Source organism: Brachyspira pilosicoli P43/6/78 (genome assembly GCF_000325665.1).
GTDB classification, from domain to species: Bacteria; Spirochaetota; Brachyspiria; order Brachyspirales; family Brachyspiraceae; genus Brachyspira; species Brachyspira pilosicoli.
In genome coordinates this window covers 1211557-1233808 of the sequence record NC_019908.1, presented here as the reverse complement: position 1 = coordinate 1233808, position 22252 = coordinate 1211557, and the positions used below count along the sequence as shown (strand labels likewise).

Annotated in this window: 19 protein-coding genes; 12 read left to right on the top strand and 7 right to left on the bottom strand. The window is 28.7% G+C overall.

Annotation, left to right across the window (positions count from 1 at the left end; translation table 11 throughout):
• Positions 1 to 10 precede the first annotated feature (10 nt).
• The 3 genes from grdD to BPP43_RS05475 all read left to right on the top strand — a co-directional run bounded on the left by grdD (position 11) and on the right by BPP43_RS05475 (position 4349).
• Complete coding sequence (grdD, locus tag BPP43_RS05485; protein WP_013244786.1) at positions 11 to 1180, top strand: glycine/sarcosine/betaine reductase complex component C subunit alpha; 1170 nt, start codon at positions 11 to 13, stop codon at positions 1178 to 1180.
• 138 nt (positions 1181 to 1318) lie between these two features.
• Positions 1319 to 2719, top strand: a complete 1401-nt coding sequence (locus tag BPP43_RS05480; protein WP_015274404.1) for an alanine/glycine:cation symporter family protein — start codon at positions 1319 to 1321, stop codon at positions 2717 to 2719.
• Between the two features lie 220 nt (positions 2720 to 2939).
• Positions 2940 to 4349 carry an alanine/glycine:cation symporter family protein gene (locus BPP43_RS05475; RefSeq protein WP_014932641.1) on the top strand — a complete coding sequence of 470 codons (1410 nt, stop codon included), beginning with the start codon at positions 2940 to 2942 and terminating at the stop codon, positions 4347 to 4349.
• 64 nt (positions 4350 to 4413) lie between these two features.
• Here BPP43_RS05475 and BPP43_RS05470 read toward each other — a convergent pair whose 3' ends face one another.
• Entirely contained in the window at positions 4414 to 5400 is a 987-nt protein-coding gene (locus BPP43_RS05470; RefSeq protein ID WP_015274403.1) for a Rieske 2Fe-2S domain-containing protein, read from the bottom strand.
• 280 nt (positions 5401 to 5680) lie between these two features.
• Between BPP43_RS05470 and ychF the strand changes: the two genes are divergently transcribed.
• Together ychF and BPP43_RS05460 are read left to right on the top strand one after the other, a co-directional pair.
• Positions 5681 to 6781 (top strand): redox-regulated ATPase YchF, encoded by a 1101-nt coding sequence (gene ychF, locus BPP43_RS05465; RefSeq protein ID WP_015274402.1) that lies wholly within the window; start codon positions 5681 to 5683, stop codon positions 6779 to 6781.
• Between the two features lie 81 nt (positions 6782 to 6862).
• Positions 6863 to 8119, top strand: a complete 1257-nt coding sequence (locus BPP43_RS05460; protein ID WP_013244793.1) for a chloride channel protein — start codon at positions 6863 to 6865, stop codon at positions 8117 to 8119.
• 83 nt (positions 8120 to 8202) lie between these two features.
• Here BPP43_RS05460 and BPP43_RS05455 read toward each other — a convergent pair whose 3' ends face one another.
• Positions 8203 to 9375, bottom strand: a complete 1173-nt coding sequence (locus BPP43_RS05455; RefSeq protein WP_041752817.1) for a dicarboxylate/amino acid:cation symporter — start codon at positions 9373 to 9375, stop codon at positions 8203 to 8205.
• Positions 9376 to 9627: 252 nt separating this feature from the next.
• Between BPP43_RS05455 and BPP43_RS05450 the strand changes: the two genes are divergently transcribed.
• From BPP43_RS05450 to BPP43_RS05420, 7 genes are all read left to right on the top strand, one after another.
• Positions 9628 to 10899 carry an L-cysteine desulfidase family protein gene (locus BPP43_RS05450; protein WP_014935521.1) on the top strand — a complete coding sequence of 424 codons (1272 nt, stop codon included), beginning with the start codon at positions 9628 to 9630 and terminating at the stop codon, positions 10897 to 10899.
• A gap of 85 nt (positions 10900 to 10984) precedes the next feature.
• Entirely contained in the window at positions 10985 to 11827 is an 843-nt protein-coding gene (locus tag BPP43_RS05445) for a hypothetical protein (RefSeq protein ID WP_013244796.1), read from the top strand.
• Positions 11787 to 12626, top strand: a complete 840-nt coding sequence (locus tag BPP43_RS05440) for a tetratricopeptide repeat protein (RefSeq protein ID WP_015274400.1) — start codon at positions 11787 to 11789, stop codon at positions 12624 to 12626. Before BPP43_RS05445 ends, BPP43_RS05440 begins: the two co-directional genes overlap by 41 nt.
• Before the next feature lie 5 nt (positions 12627 to 12631).
• Positions 12632 to 13072 carry a DciA family protein gene (locus BPP43_RS05435; protein WP_014932648.1) on the top strand — a complete coding sequence of 147 codons (441 nt, stop codon included), beginning with the start codon at positions 12632 to 12634 and terminating at the stop codon, positions 13070 to 13072.
• Between the two features lie 8 nt (positions 13073 to 13080).
• Positions 13081 to 13950: a hypothetical protein gene (locus tag BPP43_RS05430; RefSeq protein ID WP_015274399.1), complete on the top strand. Its 870-nt coding sequence runs from the start codon at positions 13081 to 13083 to the stop codon at positions 13948 to 13950.
• A complete protein-coding gene (locus BPP43_RS05425) occupies positions 13947 to 14453 on the top strand; it encodes a hypothetical protein (protein ID WP_015274398.1) in 507 nt (168 codons plus the stop codon). Before BPP43_RS05430 ends, BPP43_RS05425 begins: the two co-directional genes overlap by 4 nt.
• A 289-nt stretch (positions 14454 to 14742) precedes the next feature.
• The gene (locus BPP43_RS05420) at positions 14743 to 15291 is read left to right on the top strand and encodes a DNA-3-methyladenine glycosylase I (protein ID WP_015274397.1); all 549 of its coding nucleotides are present in this window, start codon (positions 14743 to 14745) and stop codon (positions 15289 to 15291) included.
• A 12-nt stretch (positions 15292 to 15303) separates the two neighbouring features.
• Here BPP43_RS05420 and BPP43_RS05415 read toward each other — a convergent pair whose 3' ends face one another.
• From BPP43_RS05415 to BPP43_RS05395, 5 genes are all read right to left on the bottom strand, one after another.
• Positions 15304 to 16926: a Na/Pi cotransporter family protein gene (locus tag BPP43_RS05415; RefSeq protein ID WP_015274396.1), complete on the bottom strand. Its 1623-nt coding sequence runs from the start codon at positions 16924 to 16926 to the stop codon at positions 15304 to 15306.
• A gap of 72 nt (positions 16927 to 16998) precedes the next feature.
• Positions 16999 to 18834 (bottom strand): methyl-accepting chemotaxis protein, encoded by a 1836-nt coding sequence (locus BPP43_RS05410; RefSeq protein WP_015274395.1) that lies wholly within the window; start codon positions 18832 to 18834, stop codon positions 16999 to 17001.
• A gap of 177 nt (positions 18835 to 19011) precedes the next feature.
• A complete protein-coding gene (locus BPP43_RS05405; protein ID WP_013244804.1) occupies positions 19012 to 19851 on the bottom strand; it encodes a beta/alpha barrel domain-containing protein in 840 nt (279 codons plus the stop codon).
• 19 nt (positions 19852 to 19870) lie between these two features.
• Positions 19871 to 21430 (bottom strand): phosphotransferase system protein, encoded by a 1560-nt coding sequence (locus BPP43_RS05400; protein ID WP_015274394.1) that lies wholly within the window; start codon positions 21428 to 21430, stop codon positions 19871 to 19873.
• 104 nt (positions 21431 to 21534) lie between these two features.
• The gene (locus tag BPP43_RS05395; protein ID WP_013244806.1) at positions 21535 to 22251 is read right to left on the bottom strand and encodes a GntR family transcriptional regulator; all 717 of its coding nucleotides are present in this window, start codon (positions 22249 to 22251) and stop codon (positions 21535 to 21537) included.
• Position 22252: the final 1 nt, after the last annotated feature.

Sequence of the window (22252 nt, the reverse complement as noted above, 5' to 3'; positions counted from 1 at the left end):
GGTATTATATATGAGTGATGCTTCTAATTCAGCTATAAAATCTATGATAGGGGAGACTTTTCTCTCTCTTGCTAATGCTTTGGAAACTGGTCAATTTGGTAAGAAGGTTCGCGTTGGTATAACAAATAGAGGTTCTGAGCATGGTGCAGAAGCTGTATCTCTTGGCGGCGTAATAGCTATGAAGAGAAACAAAAATGTTGAAGTTGTTTTGATTGGTGAAAAAAACTCTACTGGTCTTCAAACAATAGAAACTGATTGCGATGAAAAAGCTCATAAAATAATGGAAGAGATGCTTGCTAAAGGAGAGTTAGATGCTTGTGTTACTATGCATTATCCTTTCCCTATAGGAGTATCAACTGTTGGAAGAGTTATTTCTCAGGCTAATGGTAAAGAAACTTTTATTGCTACTACTACTGGTACTTCTGCTACTGTTAGAGACCAGGCTATGTTTAAAAATGCCATTTATGGTATTATCACAGCTAAAGCTTGCGGTATAAAAGAGCCTACTGTTGGTATATTAAATATTGACTCTGCTCGTACTGTTGAGAGAGCTTTAAAAGAGCTTGCTTCTAATGGCTACAATATTAAATTCGGTTCTTCTAATCGTGCTGACGGCGGTGCGGTATTAAGAGGTAATGACCTTATTACTGGTGCTGTTGATGTTGTAGTTTGCGATTCTCTTACTGGAAACATTCTTATAAAAATGTTCTCATCATTCAATAGCGGCGGAAGCTATGAGGCTATAGGTTATGGATATGGTCCTGGTATAGGATTTGGATTTAAAACTCCAATATTCATTATTTCTAGAGCTTCTGGTTCTAATGTTATTGCTGGTGCTATTGAGTATGCTTATCAGTGTATTAGCGGCAATATAATAGATGTTATGAACAAAGAAGAAGAGGAAGTAAAAAAATATGGTTTTGATGCTATATTAGAAAGCTTAAAACCTAAGGCTTCTTCAGTTACTGAAAAAGCTAAACCTACTGTTGCTAAAGAAGTTGTAACTGCTCAGATTCCTGGCGTTGAGGTTATGGACTTGGATGCGGCTGTAGAGTTAGTTATGGAAAATGGTATATATGCTGAGTCTGGTATGGGTTGTACTGGACCTATCATATTGGTTAGTGATAAAAATAAAGAAAATGCAGAAAATATTTTGAGAAAAGGCGGATTTATATCTTAGGTTAAGATTGTCTGCTGCAAAGAATAATTATAGTAACTTTTTTACTAGTTAAAAATATGGAAACATTAGATATAAAAAATAATATCTAGTGTTTCCATTTTTTATTTTATTAATATATTAAAATTATAGGAGTTTATTATGGATGTTATTTCAAACATAGTAGCAAAGGTAAACAGCATTTTATGGGATTATCTATTGATAATCATGCTATGCGGTAGTGGAATTTATTTCACTTTGAGACTTAAATTCGTACAAATAGCAAAGTTTAAAGATGGCTGGAACAGAACTTTTGGAAGTCTTTCTTTAAAAGGTAAAGCTGCTGACAAAGAAGGTATGAGTTCTTTCCAATCTTTAGCAACAGCAATTGCTGCTCAAGTTGGTACTGGTAACTTAGCTGGTGCTGCTACTGCTTTAATTGCCGGCGGTCCTGGTGCTATATTTTGGATGTGGGTGTCTGCTTTCTTTGGTATGGCTACTATATTTGTTGAGGCTTCTTTAGGTCAAAAATATAAAACTACTACTGAAGATGGCCATGTTATAGGAGGACCTGCTTACTATATTACTGCTGCTTATAAAGGTGCTTTTGGTAAATTTTTAGCTGCTTTATTTGCTATATTTATTATATTAGCTTTAGGTTTTATGGGTAATATGGTTCAATCAAACTCTATATCTGGTGCTTTTGTTAATGCTTTCCCTCAAATTAAACCTATATATGTTGGTATAGTTTGTGCTATAATATCTGCTTTCATCTTTATTGGCGGTTTAAGAAGAATAGCTTCATTTACAGAAAAAATAGTACCTATAATGGCTTTATTCTATATCATTGGTTCTGTAATCATTATAATAATGAATATTAAAAACCTTCCTAGTTCTATAGCTTTAATATTTACTGCTGCTTTTAATCCTCAAGCTGTTATAGGTGGTGGATTAGGTATAGGTATACAACAAGCTATGCGTTTTGGTGTTGCTCGTGGTTTATTCTCTAACGAAGCTGGTATGGGTTCTACTCCTCATGCTCACGCTTTAGCTAAAGTTAAACACCCTTGTGAACAAGGTGTTGTTGCTATGATAGGTGTATTCTTTGATACATTTGTTGTTGTTACTTTAACTGCTTTAGTTATATTAACTTCTGACATATTACAAACTAAAATATATCCTTTAGAATCAGCTGCTCTTATACCTGAAGCATTAAAAGGTGTTGGTTTACCTCAAGAAGCTTTCAGAATGGGTTTTGGTTTCTTTGGTGTTATATTTGTTGCTGTATGTTTATTCTTCTTTGCTTTCACTACTATAGTAGGTTGGTATTTCTTTGGTGAACAAAACATTAAATATTTATTTGGTGTTAAAGCTGCTAAGATTTATGCTATTTTAGTTGTTGGCTTTGTACTTTTAGGTTCAACTTTAAAAGTTGATTTAGTATGGGCTTTAGTAGATACTTTCAACGGCTTAATGGTTATACCAAACCTTTTAGGTCTTTTAGCTTTGAGTGGTGTTGTTAGTGTTTTATTTAAAGAATATAATGATTTGAATAAAAAATAATAAACATAATTATTTGATTTATTAATAAAATGTCTGGCAAGTATTACTTTCCAGACATTTTTCATCTAAATAACTCTTATTATTTATAGTAATAAATAATAAAATGATTTTTTATATATTTTTCTTGATAAAATATTTATAAAGATTTATTAAGAATATTTTTTGTATTTTAATTTATTTATAAATGTAATTATTTTTACATTTATTATTAGGAGATATAATGTATCTTATTGAACAATTAGTTTCAAGAATCAATTCATTTTTATGGGATTATACATTACTTATATTTTTATGCGGTACTGGGCTTTATTTTACTATACGATTAAGATTTATACAGATAAGAGAGTTTAAAGATAGCTTTAAGTCAACATTTGGTTCTGTTTCTTTAAAGGGTAATGCTGCTGATGAGCATGGTATGAGTTCTTTCCAATCTTTAGCAACTTCAATAGCTGCTCAGGTTGGTACTGGTAATTTGGCTGGGGCTGCTACTGCTTTAGTTTCTGGAGGACCTGGGGCAATATTTTGGATGTGGGTATCTGCTTTTTTAGGTATGTCTACAATATTTGCTGAAGCTACATTAGCTCAGAAATTTAAAACTTATAAAGATGGTCAAGTGATAGGAGGACCTGCCTATTATATACAGGCTGCTTACAAAGGGGCTTTTGGTAAATTTTTAGCTGGTTTGTTTGCTGTTCTTATTATTTTGGCTTTGGGAATAATGGGAAATATGGTGCAGTCTAATTCTATATCATCTGCCTTTTCTAATTCTTTTCCTGTTAATAACAAAGTTGTAGGAGTGATAGTAGCTATTATTTCTGGATTTATATTTTTAGGCGGTGTTAAGAGAATAGCTTCATTTACAGAGAAGATAGTTCCTATTATGGCTATATCTTATCTTCTTGGTGCTATTATATTAATACTTTTAAATATAACAAAAGTGCCTCATGCTTTTTATATGATATTTGTATCAGCATTTAATCCAGAGGCTATAATTGGAGGTTCTTTAGGAATAGGAATACAGCAGGCTATGCGTTTTGGTATAGCTAGAGGATTATTCTCAAATGAGGCTGGTATGGGTTCTACTCCTCATGCTCATGCTATTGCTAAAGTTGATCATCCTTGCGAGCAGGGTGTTGTTGCTATGATGGGAGTATTCTTTACTTTTATAGTATTAACATTAACTGCATTAGTAATACTTACTTCTGGAATATTAGAAAATCAGGTTTATAACTTAGAATCTCCAAGTTTAATATCTGAATCTTTAAAAGGTATTGGTTTGGCTCAGAGTGCTTTTCAAATGAAATTTGGGCATGTGGGTGTGATATTTATTGCTTTATGTTTGCTATTCTTTGCATTCTCTACAATTATTGCTTGGTATTTCTTTGGCGAGCAGAATATTAAATATTTATTTGGTCAGAAGGCTGCAAAAGTATATGCTTTAGTTGTTGTTGTATTTATATTTATAGGTTCTACTCTTAAAGTTGATTTGGTGTGGTCTTTGGCTGACTGTTTTAATGGGCTTATGGTAATACCTAACCTTCTTGGTATATTAGCATTAAGTCCGCTTGTATCCTCACTTGTAAAAGATTATAAGAGGTTCAAAAAAGAGAAAAAAAATAAAGCTAATTGATATGATTCTATAATATATATAAAAGACTTGTTGGATTTTTTTATAAATTATCTGCAAGTCTTTTTTATTTATTATTTAATTTTTTTAGCTTATCTCTATGGCTTCTATAGGCTATTATAGGCATATCTCCTGGTATTAGTTTTTCTTCTTTCATTCCTAAATATGATTCTTTAGAGCTTTGAGTTTTTACAACATCTTTATCTTGTTTTAATACATAAGCTGAGAATTTTTTACCTATAAAGTTTACTATATTTTTTATTATTGGTATATTTACAACTTTTTGATAAAATCTAATATAAACAACAGTATTTTCATCATCAACCGGAGCAAATGCGGCAAATACTCTCATCTTTTCAAATATATAATTTTGCCAAATATTAGGAAAATAAAAATATAAAAAATATTTAAAATCTTCTTTTTTCATTTCTGATGCACTTAATGCTTTTTGTCCATTATCAATTACATTATTTACATAAAATTTTAATGTATTAGTATCTTCATTTAGTTCAACTAATGGACCATTTACTAAAGTTTTATTTCCTTTGCCTATTGTATTATAATGAACAAAGGCTACATGAACTACATCAAGTTGATTTTCTATGCATCTTGTATAATGATTATGCCACTCATCTCTTATTGTAGAGTAAGAAAACTTTTTATCTTCCAAATCATCAGGAAACATTATTTTATCATTGATTTTATCTTTATCTCCATACCATAACCATATTAAACCATAAAGCTCTCTCACCTCATAGCTTTCAACAAAAAATCTTTCATCAACTTGAGTATTTTTTCCATTAGCAGGAATCATTACAACTTTGCCGTTTTTGTTAAATTGAAAACCATGAAAAGGGCATGCTATATTATTACCGCATACTTTTCCATGAGAAAGAGAAGCTCCTCTATGACAGCATTTATCTTCTATACAGCATATATTATTATTTTCATCTCTCCAGAACACTAGATTTTTATTTAATCTTTTAGCGAAGAGCGGTTTGTTTTTCTTTACTTCTTTAGAGTCTAATACTCCATACCACATATTGTATATCATATGTTTGTCCTTAATTTAATATCAATATTTCATAATTATATACCTTTATTTTAATAAATAAACATTTTATAGTATGAATTTTATAAAAAATTATACTATAACCTTTTATATGTATAAAAATCATGAGATATAATTTTCTTTAAGAACATAAAATTTTTTAATATAATATAAGATTATAGTTTTAATATGCTTGTTATTAATATTTTTTAATATATAATATTACAGAAAATAATTCAGGTTTTCAATTTTTTTAAATAAATTAGTTTAAGGAAATAATAATATGGCTTTATCTATAGGAATTGTAGGACTTCCAAACGTAGGAAAATCAACACTTTTTAATGCACTAACAAATGCTCATGCAGAGGCAGCTAATTATCCGTTTTGTACTATAGATAAAAATGAAGCCACTGCAATAATAAAAGATGAAAGAGTAGATAAATTAGCAAATCTTTTTAAATCAAAAAAGAAAGTTTATAACACTACTACATTTGTTGATATTGCCGGACTTGTAAAGGGAGCTTCTAAAGGTGAAGGGCTTGGAAACAAATTCCTTTCGCATATTAGAGAAGTAAATGCAGTGCTCCATGTTGTGCGTGTATTTGAAGATGGAAACATTACTCATATAGGGGAGGTTGATCCATTAAGAGATTTGGATATAATATTAACAGAGCTTATGCTTGCAGATATTGAAACACTTAATGCTAGAATGGAGAGACAAAAAAAGGTTGCTAAAGGAAGCAAAGCAAAATCAGTAGAAGAAGAGATTGCGTTACTTGAAAAAATACTTCCAGAGTTAAATAATTTTAAGCCAATATTTAGTTTAGATTTAACTGATTCAGAAAAAGATATATTAAAACCATTATTTTTATTAACATCAAAAAGCATGATGATAGGGGCTAATTTATCAGAAAATGAATTAGCTAACCCAGAAAAAAATTCTCATTATGTAACACTTCAAAATTATGCCAAAGAGAGAAATATAGAGCTTATACCTTTCAGTGCTAAAATAGAAGCAGATTTACAGGATTTGGACGAAGAGGAGAGATTAAGCTATTTAGCAGATTTAGGTGTTAAAGAATCTGGAGTAGAGAGATTAACTAAAGCAGGACATAAATTATTAAAGCTTTTAACATTCCTTACTTCTGGAGAAGATGAAACTAGGGCTTGGACTGTGAGAGAAGGTGCTTATGCTCCAGAGGCTGCTGGAGTTATACACAGTGATTTTGAGAGGGGATTTATTAGTGCTGAGGTTATTAACTGTGATAAACTTTTGGAGCTTGGAAGTTTTGTTAAGGCTAAAGAGGCTGGTGCTATTAGACTTGAGGGTAAACAGTATCTTATGCAAGAGGGTGATGTTGTAACTTTTAGGTTCAATGTTTAATTTTCTTTATATAAGACTTTAAAGAGTTTAATTCCAAATAAAAAATAAGATATAAAATAAAAATATCAAAAAAATAATAAAATGAAACCGAATTTTGAAGCTAAATATATCAAATTATATGTACTTTCATCTTTTATAGGTGCTACTGTTGGTTTTATAGTGTCTTTTTATAGAATGATATTATATAGACTAAGCATTAATGTCTTTTATGTTTCAAATTTTATTCTTAGCAAATGGTATTATCCTATAATAATGTTTATAGTTTTAATTTCTCTTGGCTCTCTTATAGGATTAATATTAAGACATTATCCACAGATAAGAGGTGCTGGAGTTCCGCAGATAAAATATTATCTTTCTCTTAATGAACCAAAAAATATTGTTGTTGAAATAGCATTAAAACTTTTTGGAAGTATGATATCTTTTGCAAGCGGACTTTCACTTGGAAGAGCTGGTCCTTCTATGCATATAGGCACGCTTGTTGGGCTTTTTTATCATAAACATTTTTATAGTCATATATCCAAATATAGAAGATATCTTATTATAGCTGGTGCTTGTGCTGGTATGACTGCAACTTTTAGTGCACCATTTACAGGAATTGCTTTCTCTTTTGAAGAGCTTAAAGAAAATAAAAATCATATAGTTTTTGTTTGTATAGCACTCTCTTCAATATTTTCTATACTTGTAATAGAGCATATTTTAGGTCAATCTATGATACTTAATTTTAATTTGCCTAGAATACTTGAAGTAAGACATTATATATCTTTACTTCCTTTAGGTTTAATATGCGGACTTCTTGCTTCTTTTCAAAATATACTTATGAATACATTTAGTAAATTTTATCAGAAGATAAAAAATGATATATTACGTCCTGTGCCTGCTTTTATAGTTGCTGGTATTATGATAATGTTTTTCCCTTATGTATTAGGAAGCGGAGATTTGCTTATAGGAAGTATAGTAATGGATAAGTTTCCTATACATATGTTATTTATACTTATATTTGTTAAGCTCTTTTATACATCAGTATGTTCTACATCTGGAGCTGTGGGTGGAGTATTTTTCCCTACTTTTATTCTTGGCTCTTCTATAGGGTCTTTGTATGATATTTTTTTGGTGCATTATTTTCCGGAATATGCTATGTATGGAGATTTGTTTATAGTGTTGGGTATCACTTCTATGATGTCTGGTATTACAAGAACACCTATAATGGTATGTATATTAATATTAGAGATATCAAGTTCTGTTTCAAATTTTGTTGCTCTCATGATAGTAGCTATAATATCATATATGGTAGCTAAAGTTCTTGGAGTAACTTCTATATATGATTTCAAAGAAGATTAAAGAATATTAAATAAATAATAATTAATTAAAAATAAAAAAGCCGCCTAAAAATAATAGACGGCTATAATTTTTTTAGTTAATATTTAAGCTTTTACAACTTTCTTTTTATATATTGTATCCACTATAACACCTAAAGCATTATCACCAGATACATTACAAGCAGTACCGAATGAGTCTTGAGTGATGTATAAAGCAACCATTATAGCACTTAAAGGACTGTCAGGACCGCCAAGACCAACCATATAAAGGAATGGTAAAGCTGTCATTATAGAACCGCCAGGAGCACCAGGAGAAGCTATCATAGCAATACCAAGCATAGCAATAAATGGAAGTATAGTATTATAAGAAATAGGAATCTGATTCATCAAACATACTGCTGTGGCACATGCTGTAATTGTAATCATAGAGCCTGCCATGTGAATATTAGCACAAAGAGGTACTACGAAATTTCTTATTTGTTCAGATATACCATCTTTTTCTGCACATTGTAAATTAACAGGTATAGTAGCAGCAGATGATTGTGTACCTAAAGCAGTTGCATATCCTGCAATTTGGTTCTTCATAAGCATAAAAGGATTTTTCTTTCCTATAGTACCAGATACTAAGAAAGCTATTAGAAGATATATTAAATGCATAATAATAACTACTAAGAATACTTTCCATAATATTCCTAATATTACAAAAGTTTTTCCAGATCTAGTCATATCAACAAAAGTACCACAAATATAAAGAGGAAGTAAAGGAATTATAGATACACGCAAAACTTTACCAATAATAGTAGATAATTCTTTAAATACATTGTATAAATATTCTCCTATTTCTTTTCCTCTCATAGTAGATATTCCAAGTCCTATTATAAATGCAAATAAAACAGCAGCTAAAGTATCTAATAAAGGTGTTACGGTTATAGATAAATAAGGAGTAACAGAATTACCAGCAGCATCAGCAATTCTCTGAATATCATCAGCACTCATAAAGCTAGGAAATAAATTGTAAGCCACCAAGAATGATGCAGAGCCAGCAATTAATGTAGAGCCATAAGCCAATATACATGTTACAAGCAATAAGAACCCTGAACCTTCTTTCAAATCAGCTATACCCATAGATACATAAGAAACTATCATCAAAGGTATTACAAATTTTAAATAAGAACTAAATATACCAGATGCCGTTACTATGACTCTAGATATTACTTCTGGTATAAATTGCTGTCCAAAAAATATACCAAGCAAAATTCCGATAATCAGCCTAGGCACTAATCCAAGTTTTAAATTTTTTTTCCATTTTTACTCCTTAAAATATTTAAAAATATTTATAAATACTAATATATACAAAAATCACAATAAGTAAATAAAAAATCACATTTTTTTGTATTTAATAACTATAAGTAGTAATATTATTTGCCATAAATTTGCAATTTTTATGCAATGTAATAATATAATAACATATTGATTTTAATATAAAACTATATATACTTTAAGTTGTATAAAAAATCGGGGGAATAGAAAATGGATAAAAAGCTGTATGATAACTATATTAATATTTTAAAAGAGGAATTAGTTCCTGCTTTGGGTTGTACTGAACCTATAGCTATAGCTTTTGCTGGAGCTAAAGTTAGAGAAGTTTTGGGAGATATGCCGGAATCTGTTGTTGTGAAATGCAGCGGAAATATTATTAAGAATGTTAAAGGGGTTACAGTTCCTAATTCTAATGGATTAAAAGGAATAGACGTTGCGGCTGTTTTAGGAATAGTTGGAGGAGATGCTAGTAAAAATCTTGAGGTATTAAGCAGTATTAAACAAGAGGATATTGATAATACAAAGATATTGCTTAAAACAGATTTTTGTAAATGTGAGCTTATAGAGAACGTTGAAAACTTATATATTATTATTGAAGCTAAAAATAAAAAATCTAATGCTGTAGTTGAAATAAGAAACGGACACACTAATATTACAAAAATAATTAAAGATGGTAAAGAAATTTTTAAATCTGATGATAATTCTTCTTCAGATTCTAATACAGATAGAGAATCTCTCACTGTTAAAGATATATATACTTTTGCTAATGAGGTAAAAATAGAAGATATAAAAGATGTAATATCAAGACAAATAGATATGAATACAGCTATATCCAAAGAAGGTATTAATAATGAATACGGTGCTTCTATTGGAAAGACACTATTAAAATATTATGGAGAAAATGACATAAGAAATAAAGCGAAAGCTTATGCTTCTGCAGGTTCTGATGCTCGTATGGGCGGATGTGCTATGCCTGTAGTTACAAATTCTGGAAGCGGAAATCAGGGTATTACTGCTTCTATTCCTGTAATAGAATATGCATCTCATTTAAATGTATCTGAAGAGAAATTATATAGGGCTTTAGTTTTATCAAACTTAATAGCTATCTTACAAAAGAAACATATAGGTAAATTATCAGCATTTTGCGGGGTTGTATGTGCTGCTACTGGTGCTGCTTCCGGTATTGCTTATTTGCATGATGCTACATACAAACAAATATCTGATACTATAATTAATGCTTTAGCTACTATAGGCGGAATGGTTTGCGATGGAGCTAAATCTTCTTGTGCTTCCAAGATTGCTGAGGCTATTGATTGCGGAATACTTGCTTTTAATATGGCTAGAGATGGAAAAGTATTTAAGTCTGGTGATGGACTTGTAAAAGATGATGTTGAGGCTACTATTGACAGCATAGGAAGAATGGCTAAAGATGGCATGAAAGCTACAGATGTTGAGATACTTAATATTATGATAGAAAAATAATTTCCTTTTTTTGTTTATTTATTTTTTAAATATTGTATAATATATTGATTAATTCATAATTAAATTATTAGGGGATTTTAATAATATGCCTGGTTTAAGTGATAAAGAAATTAATGCAACTTTAGCAAAAATTAGAAAAGATTATGCTGAAGGTGCTGAAAAATATGGTGCTAGAATATATAATGTTGATTCTTTTAATAGTAGATATAGAGAGGCTTTAGAAAATAGACAGGATTTATCTAGTTTTTTATTATTGGAGATTAAGATATTAGAAGATATTAAAACAACTTTAATGCAAAAAGAAGAAGAGGCACAAAGAAAGAAAGCTGAAGAAGAAAAAGCAAAAGAAAACTCTTTTATGAAGAAAGTTGATAACATGATAGAGAAATTTAGAAATGCAGTAGAAAAATATCCAGAAGCAAAATTGCATGACAAAGCTGATTATGAACTTCAGCATTTATATGGTGCTTTTAGAGAGTTATATGAATGTTTTTCTGTTGTAAGATATTTTTCAAGCGGTCCTGCTAGTGATTATATAGTAGAAACTGCTTTGAAAGATTATGATAATAAACTTCAAAGATTTGTTACTCCTATAGGCGAGAGACGCATTCCAGAGATGTTTAGCGATTATGTATATGCTTTAGATAAGGGTGATAATTCTAGCAGATTTGAACAGTTTATATTAAAAGAGGCTGGTTTTTTATTACATTCTTTTATTGATAAAATGAGCTCTATTAAAATGATGGTTTTAAAAAATAGCTTTGAAAATAATGTTATATTGCCTGAATCTCTTAGCTCTCAATCTCCGAGAGTATATTCCTTTTTTAAAGGAAAAAATAAAGAAGATATTTATAATGCTACTATAGCTTATGCTTCTGCTATGATTAATGATTTTAGGCTTCAAAGTTTTAGAAAAGATGAAAATTAAAATACTTATTTTATTTTTACTTCTTTTTAGCTTAAGTTTTACCTATGATGCTTCTAATATTAATAATGCATATAGACTTTATAGAGCTAAAAATTATAAGAAAGCTGCAGAATTGTTAGAAGAAGAGATTAAAACTACACCTATATTAAAAATAGAATATTATGAAATGCTTGCTAATGCATATATGTATATGAAAGATTATAATAATATGCTTAGAGTGGCAAGAGATGGTATTATAGTTAATAGATTTTCTCATAAGCTTTATTTTCAAAAGGGGTATGCTTTATATAAATTGGGTAAAACTAATGAGGCTATTGAACCTGTAAGGCATTCTCTTATATTAAATCCTGATGATGCTTATATGAACAATTTTTTAGGTTTGTTATATCTTTATACTGAAGATTATAAATTAGCTGAAGCATCTTTCTTAAAGGCTAATATATATAGCACTAATAATATTGTATATATGATTAATTTGGCTGCTACTTATGAGAGAGATAAAAATTATGTATCTGCTCTAAAGATTTATGAAGATGTTTATAATATAGATAAAACTTATAGAAATGTGGCTGAATCTATAAATAGAGTTAAAAATTATTTAGGATATACAAACGAAGATATTAAAGTTGTTAATACTGTTGAAACTGCTCATAATGAGGATACAGAAGTTAATTTAATAAACCCTATTGAAAATACAAATCAAACTGTTATTACTAATAATATATATACAAATAATATCATTAATACTAATAGTACAGTAAATACTAATGATACTAATTCAAGTACTACGAATCAATAATATTTATGAAAGAGATTATAGACATATTAAATGAATATTCAAATAAAAAAAATAGTAATTTATATTCATATTTAAAAATTGCTAATAAGTGGAATATAATTATGGGAGATGTTTTATCTAAAATATGCTATCCTTCATTTTTTAGAAATGGCATTTTAAGTGTTAATGTTATAGATAGTGTATGGGCTAATGAGATTATGATGAATAAAATAAAAATATTTAATAATATAAAAAACGAAACTAATATTGTAGTTTATAATCTTGTTACAAGAATAGATGATATTAATAACAATAATTTTGACAATAATACTAAAAAAAACTATGTAAAAAAAACTGTTACTGAAGAGCATAAAAGATGGGCAGATGAAACTATAAAAGAATCCAATATAGAAGATGAGAAAATGAGAGAGAAGTTTTATAATATTTTACTTGAGGCAGAGGATTGAATAATAAAATGTTTCTTATTGATGATGACTATATAAAGAAAAATATATCTATTTATAAAGCTACTAGAAGTACAATTACATTAAAAGATATTAATGAACATTTATCTAGATATATTTATAATTATCCGAGAAAGGCTTTTGGTGTTAATCATGAAAGTGCTTTAGATTTTTATTGCTACTATATGGAGAGAATAGAAAATATTATACTAAAATATAATGAGACTGAAGTGAAGTTTATTACTTGGTTTACTTATACATTAAGAAATAGTTATTTAAATTATGTTGATTATAAAAAAAGAAAAGAAAAATATAATAACGTAGAAGAAGTTTCTATAGATGCTCCGCTTTGTAATAGGGAAGCTTATACTTTGCATGATGTATTGTATGACACAAAAACTTATTCTTTAAGCGATTATGTAGATAGTACTGATGATATAGAAAATATTAGCTTGAAGATGTTTGATTATGTAGAGAGTATTTTTAATGCTAGAGATTCTCTAACATTTTTTATGCATAATTTGGAGCTATTTATAAATCTTGTTTCAAAACCATTAATGAACTATTTTAATATTTCTTATGAAGAGGCATATTCTATTATTGAAAAAGCAAGAGCTACTTATATACATAAATATAATGATATAATAAAGCTTCAAGATTCTATAGCCAGTATCAATTTACAAATAGCAGAAAATAATAGAAAAGGAATTTTTACTATACATTTGGCTAGCAAAAAACAACAGAGAATAAAAAAATTGCAGTCTATTAAGGTTACTGTTAGCTATGACTTTTTATCTAAACTTTTTGATATCACTGTTAATGCTGTTACAAAGATTATAAAAAAGATAAAAAATCAATTAAAGGAAAGTTTTAAGCTATGAATAATAATGATGATAAACTTCAAAAATATGAAGAAGAAATTATAAAGTATGTAAGCGGTTTAGAGGTTTCCAAAGAATTTTTATCATTACTTGAAAATGATATTGATATTCAAAATAGAGTTAATAGTTTGAGGTTTGATTTATTTGTAATGGAGAATATAGAAGATTCTAATATGTTTGAGAAATCTATTAATAAGGCTTCTATTAAAATAAAAAATGGAATAATTGAGAGTTTTAATTATTTTTCTATATTAACACCTCTTTTAAGTAGGGGAGAGAATGATACTGAAAAAACTTATATTTATAAAAACATAGAAATAAGTAAATACGAAAACGAATATTATTTAAATATTAGAGATATAAAAAAATATTGTATCATACATAAAAACAAAGAGGAGATAATTAATATTTGGGGTGATAAAGAGAGTTATGAATTAAAATTGGATAATGGAAATTATAATATAAAAACAGATTATTATGAATGTGATATAAATATAGAATAAGTGAAAGAGATAGTTTTTTACAATTTTTAGCTATATATAAACAACTATATTTTGTTAAAAGAAAAAATTTTCAAGTTTTTTGTTTATGGTGGCTTTCCTAAGCATGGTTCGTGCTTATCTAAGAGCAGTATTTTTATATAAAAACACGGCTATTATTTAGATTTTATAAATATTACAATATATAAAGTAAAAATATTTGCACTTTTTGGTTCTTTTTGCGGCGGGAAAAAGAACAATAAAAAATTAATAATTTAAAAAATTTTTAGTGTTATACGAAGTAGGTTATAAAATGAAAAAAATATGCAAATGGGCTAAAACCGATATAGAAATAAAATATCATAATGATGAATGGTGTAAGGTTTGTCATGATGAAATAAAATTATTTGAAATGCTTATACTTGAAAATATGCAGGCTGGTTTAAGTTGGAGATGTGTATTAAATAAAAGAGAAGCTATGAGAGAAGCTTTTGACAATTTTGATTATAAAAAAATATCTAATTACGATGAAAAAAAAATTGCATCTCTTTTAGAAAATAAAGCTATTATTAGAAACAAAAGAAAAATAGAAGCCATGATAATAAATGCAAAGAAATTCATAGAAGTTCAAAAAGAGTTTGGAAGCTTCGATAAATATATATGGCATTTTACAAATAATGAAGTTTTATATAATAAACTAAATTATGATGATGCACTTCCAGCAGAAAATGAACTTTCAAAAACTGTAAGCAAAGATTTAATAAAAAGAGGCTTTAAGTTTGTAGGAAGCATTATAATATACAGCTACTTAGAAGCTATAGGTATTATTAATGATCATTATACAGATTGCCCTTTTAAATAATAGTTTTTAAAATTATTTATCTTTTCCAGTAATAGCCTCTACTATATTAACCAAGTTTGAAATAGAGCGGTTAAAATAAACAAGTACATCTCCGTATAAATGGGCATTTAATGCTGGTATTAAAGATTTATCAACATTATCATAATGCCTTTGTCTTGCTTCATAATAGAAACCTTTTATTTGATGATATTTCTCCATAGCTTCTTCATAAGTTTTTTCTTTGTTTATAGAATAATTATTAAGTATTAGAGTTGATAAATAATCTATAAACTCTTTATTGTTATGAAGCATTTGAAGTATATCTTTCCTTTGTATTTCATTAAATAAAGTTTTTTTCTCATTTCCCTTAATAATGGCTTTACCCAAATCTTTCAAATTATCGCCTAAGTTTTCGTAGTATGTACTAATATTAATTAGAGAAGCAATATCAGCAGAGTTGAGTGTGCTTTTTCCTAGAAGTTTAAGCAAGAATGTATGTATTTCATTGTCTGTATTATCCAGCATTTTTTCATGGTCGCGAATTTTATTAAGAAGTTTTTCACTTGGGCTGTCAAATAATTGTTCTATTCTTGACAACATTTTTTGAGCAATTTCTCCCATGTATGCTACTTCTTTTCTTACTTCTATCTCAGCAGAAATAGGCATATGTAAAAGTCTGTCAGATAATAAGCTAATATGTTTTTCTCCGTCTTTATCTTTAATAATTAGGCAAACAATATATTCTAACTTATCAGTAAGGAAGAAGAATACTATAACGTTTACTATATTAAAAATCGTGTGTGCAGCAGCAATATAGAAAGATATATTAACATAATTATTATTAACAACTAAATCAGGTCCTCCAGATACCATAAATCCAACTATAAAATCAACAAGTTTAAGATAGTATGGGAATAGGAAGAACATATAAATTACACCGAATATATTGAATAAACAATGCACCAAAGCAGCTCTTTTAGCATTAATAGAAGCACCTATTGTAGCAAGTACTGCAGTTATAGTAGTACCAATATTTTGACCAAGTATCAAAGCAACAGCAGTAGGGTAGTCAATCAAACCAACAGTAGCAAGTGAAATAGTAACACCTAAAGCAGCACTACTTGATTGTATTATAGCAGTTACAACAGTTCCTATTAATACACAAATAAATCTTCCTTGAAGAGTGTATGCATTTGCCATTAAAAATAAGTTTTTAAAATTCTCAGAATCTCTTACACCCTCAAAAGCCATTTTCATTAAAATAAGCCCATAGAATATCATACCAAAGCCCATTAATATTTCGCCGAAGAATTTTATCTTTCTGCTTTGGCTTGCAAATATTACTATAATAGCACCTATACCCAAAGAAGGTAATGCTAAAATATCTATATCTAATGAAATTATCCAACCAGTAACAGTAGTACCAATATTAGCACCCAATATAATATTTATAGCTTGAGATAAAGTTAATATGTTCGCATTAACAAAGCTAACTGCCATTACAGTAACAGCACTACTAGACTGTACTATAGCAGTAATTGAAAAACCAAGAGCTATACCTAATATTTTATTTTGAGTAACTTTGTGAAGTATTTCTTTTAATGTGTTTTCAGTACTTTCTTGAAGACCATCAGAAAACACTTTAAGTCCATACATAAAAAGGCCCAAAACCGCCTACCAATGAAAAAAGCAAAGTGAGTATCATATTTCCTCTTTTATTAATTTAACTCAAAATTTAAATTGTGAAACTTCTACAACAATATTTTGAGCTTTATCTAAAGCATTATTGCTGTTTATAGCCCCCTGTTCAGCTATAGCCGAAGTTTCTTGAGTTATATTATTAAGCTCCGCTACCGCAGAGTTTATTTGTGATATACTTTCTTCCTCATTTGTAATAGCATTAGATATACCAACAAGCAAATTTGATACTTCATTAACAGATTTTTCTATTTGATTTAATATATATGATGAAGCTTTTACCGAAGTGCTTCCAAGTTCAATTTTTCTAACAGTATCATTTATTATATCAGATATATCTTTAGCAGCATTAGCTACATTATTTGCCAAACTTCTAACTTCATTAGCAACAACCGCAAAACCTTTACCTTGCTCTCCCGCACGTGCAGCTTCTACAGATGCATTCAAGGCTAATATATTTGTTTGTAAAGCTATTGATTCAATTATTTTAGTTATATCAGAAACCTTTTTACTAGACTCTGCTATATCTTCCATATTGTGTGAAGTATCCTCTACAGCATCAACACCTCTTTTTGTAGATTCAAATACCTCTTCACTCATTCTTTTAGCATCGCCGGCACTGCCAGCTGTTTCTTTTAATGAAGCTGATACAGATTGTATTGAGCTTGCTAGTTCTTCTAATGCACTTGCTTGTGAATTAGCTCTGTCAGATAAATTAACACTAGCAGTTGTTATGGAATTAACTGAATTATTGATTTCATTTATTGAGTTAGTGAGATTGTATATTACTTTACCCAAAGTTTTTTGCATTTTACTTAATGCTCTTACCAATTCTCCAGCCTGATCTTTTTTATTTAATTCTTTTTCATTAAATTTTATATCAAAATTACAATCAGACATAGTTTCTATTATTTTTACAGTATTGTTTAATGTAGTAGAGAGCGGTTTAGCTATTAAAATTACAAGTCCAGACTCCATTCCTATAAGAAGTATAAATACTACTACAATTAATATGTAAAGCTTGTAAAACATCGCATTAAGTTCTTTTTTAGATATATCAGCTACAAATATCCAATTTGTATCTTTTATTTTTGATGATATATGTGTAAACTTTGTATTAATATATGTAAAAGTATTATTATTTAATATATTATTTTTATTTTCTGTAAAGTTAGGGTTTGAGAATATATTATTTTTTAATATGCTATTTTTATCAGCATTAAACAAATATAGTCCGGCATCATTAATTATATAAATATTATATCCATACTTTTTATTTTCATTTATTGTAGATTGTATAAACTTGTCAAAATCTATGTCAAACCATAAAACACCATATACTCTATTATTTTTATATATAGCTTTTGCAAAAGATGCTATTGTTTTATTATTTTTTATATATGGTGTAGCAGTTATAATTTTGTTATTTGTCATAACATCTTTAAACCATTGTGTTGTCATTGGATTGTAGTTTCCTAATGGTTCATTATTGGCATTTATATAAAAACCGCCTTCATTATATGGTATAACATCAGAATAAAATATATTAACTAAATAATTATTATTTTTTAATACATTTTGAAATACTTCTAATGCCTTATCATTATTGTCTTCTTTTTCTAAATATGCAGAAAGTACATTAATTTCAACTATTAAGTTTTCTACATTATTTTCTAATATATTCTTTAATTGTATTGTATTAGCTTGGCTATTTGTCATGTATGTCTCTCTATATTGCGGAGCATAAATGAAATATATAGCAATACATATTAGTATGATAAAAGTTATATATGGTATTAAAAATTTAAGTATTAAACTATTTTCTTTAAAAATATTATTTATTATTTGCGATAACTTCTTAAACACATTAACCTCTAAAATCTTAAAAACGTCCTTTTTATTATATGAATTAAATTGATTTTATGCAAGTATTTTTATTTATTTGAATATTTCCTATATATAAATTGAGAAAGCCTCATATATGAAGACTTTCCCAATTTTTTTATTTGTATATAGTAGGTATTTTTTATTTGTCTAATTTAATTATTTAGTTAAAAAATCTTTAACTACATTTGCAGCGGCATTACATACTACATTATCTATTGCTGTTCCTATTACAAGTATATTTACACCTGTATTTTTGAAAGCTTTATAATTAGTTATATTAATTCCGCCTTCAGCTAATGTAGGTACTTTAACAGCAGAAACTAAAGCTTTTAATCTTTCTTCTATTTCAGGGTGTATTTCTCCTGCTTTAACTCCTTCATAACTCATTCCAGTCATTAAGCCGATAAAATCAACCCCAATTTTTTCCATTTCTTTAGCAACATTTTTTACATCATCAGGAGTTTTAGCCGGTATACCGAATGTATGTAAATCAGTAGGCTGTCCAATATATGCATCCACTAATAAACCGTATTTATGAGCTTTTTCTACTAATTCTTTTAAATCTTCAATAGATGATTTATGAGTATGTAATCCATCAGCCCCTGCTAAAGATATTTTCTGAAAATCACTATCTTCCAATATTATAGGCATAACTTCAGTAAATCCGCCAGGAACACCAACTGTAATATATATATCATCTCCAACTACATTTCTTACCCCAGATACAACCTCAAGCATCTTTTCTAAAGGAAGCTCATGTCTTACTTTTTCAGCATTATGCATATTGTTGATACCTTTATATCCTCTAGCTAATACAACAGCAGGGTGGTTTGGCTCTAATAATTTAGCACCTGCATCTACTACAGCCTTAGCAATTCTAGCATCATCTCCAGTAATTCCTGTACTTAATATTGTATATCCATTTCCTTCTTTTATGGCATCAAGTACTTTTTTTCTAGATATTTCCATTTTTTTAATCATATCATTTCTTATCATTTTATATTCACTCCTTAAATTATTTATCCTGTGCTTTTGATATTTTATTTACTATAACAGTGAGCAAGAAAGCAACCAAAAAACTAGTAAGCATTGCAATTACAAAGCCTATAGGTGTAGTGGAAAGCCCAGGAGCTATTATAGCTGGAACATAAGCAGTACCTCTTACATTAAACAATCCTACCACAGCACCTCCAACAGCAGAAGATACTATAGCACTAGCAAATACCAATTTATTTGAGAACATAAACGGATAAGAAGCCTCTACAAATGTACCAAAACATACATTGATAAGAAAACCAGGTACAGCTATTGATTTATCATCTTTTCTTCTAGGAGCTATAATATTGGCAAAAGTAATACCAGCAGAACACATAACAAGTCCAACCATATCTATAGAACCTAAAAAGCTGTTTCCAGTAGCTTCCATTTCTAATAGAACTATAGGCAATATTGCAGCATGATATACTCCTCCAATAATAGCAGGCCATATTAATAATCCCCCAACTACACCAGCCAATATAGGTGAGAATGATATAATAGTTTCTAATAACTTTTTTATACCCTCTCCTATAAATAAAGCTACAGGTGCTAGTAAGAAATAAACTAAAAGACCTGCTATAATTCCAGATAAACCTCCTGCAATTATATTAGCAGTAGTAGCCGGCACTCTTAAATCAAAACATTTAGTAATGATAAAATAGCTAAACAACCCAGCTAAAATACCGCCAATAATCCCGCCAATAATGCCTCCCTCAACAGATAATACACCCGATATTACACCCGCAACTATTCCAACTTCATCTAATCCAGATACTTGCTTAGCTGCTATTACAGCAACAATAACAGGGAGAGCCTTTATTAAAATATCAAAAACATCTGTTAGCTTTTCTAAACCAGGTATTTTACTCACAGCAAGTATTAATGCCATAGATATAAATCCTGGCAAAGCCCCCATCATAATTCCTCTAAAATTTATTCTCTTAAATACATTTTCTTTTGTTGATACGCCTGAAGAACTTCCGCTAGAACCTATTACAGGTCTGTATTTTATATTGAAATATTTACTTAAACTTGTAATAGCTGATATTGCTCTGGTTCTATTTGTAGTGCCGGTTGTACCAGAAACTGCTATAACATTTGCACCATTAGACTGCAAATCTGCCATAGAAGCTCCGCCTGTACCAACTATAGGTATTTTTTTGCTTATTGCTGCATCAATACTTTTTTTGTTAATATTTGAAGGGTCGCAGCTCATTAATATTAGTCCGTCTATATTACCACTCTCTATAATATTGGCTAATTCTAAATCATATTTCTTTGCATCTTCATTTATCTCTGATAAAGTTTTTACCTCTGTGCTTACAATCTCACCATTTTCAAGCCTAAATATAGATGCTTTTGCTGTTGGCTTTATATTATCCATAGGAGCATCTGCACCTATAAATAAAATATTAGATATGGCAATTTCTGTAGAGTCTGTTTGTAATTTTATCTCTGATAAAAGTTTTACAGGGTCTTTACCGCCTAAATTGTATAAATTTCCCCCACTACTTCCTATGATTGCTATATTTTTCATATATTGTATCCTTTGATGTGAGTGTGATATATACGTATATACATTATATAGTATAGTAAAAAATACCTACTTGTCAAATAATAATTAATAAAAATACGTATTTTTTATTCTCGTTGTAATACCGTCGTGAAAATGTATTCGCTTCCTATGTAATTAGCGATAACTGTGTACAATGGAATATTATCTATTGTGAATATTGTGGCATTCATCATCAATATGGCATCTCCATCTTTAATAGAAAGGATTTTTGCCATATCTGATGGGGCATTAATTGCTTCAAAAGTATATTTTCCGTAACTAATTTTTATATTATATTGATTTTCATATAGATTGAATAATGAAGTATTTGGAGATACGTATTTATCTATATCAGGGCAGAGCTTTTCATTTATATATGTTTTTTCATAACATACTACTTTATTTTCAGCAAGTCTTAATCTTTCTATAAAAAATACTGACTCGTTTTTTTTTAATTCCATTTTATTTGCTATATCATCATTTGGAATAATTCTTTCTGCTCTATATACTATGCTTCTAGGTGTTTTATTTTCTCTTTTAGAAATTTCACTGAAACTTTCAATAGAAGCTAATTTGTAGTCTAATTTTTTTTCTTTAACATATGTAGCTATACCACTTTTGGAATATAGAATGCCTTCAAATTTAAGCCTAGATAAAGCTTTTCTTAATGTATCTCGGCTTACATTATATGATTTTAATAAATCTTTTTCTTTAGGTATTTTATCTCCTCTTTTCCATACTCCATTATCTATCTTTTCTAAAATATCATCATATACCTTTTTATATAGAAAATTATTGCCCATA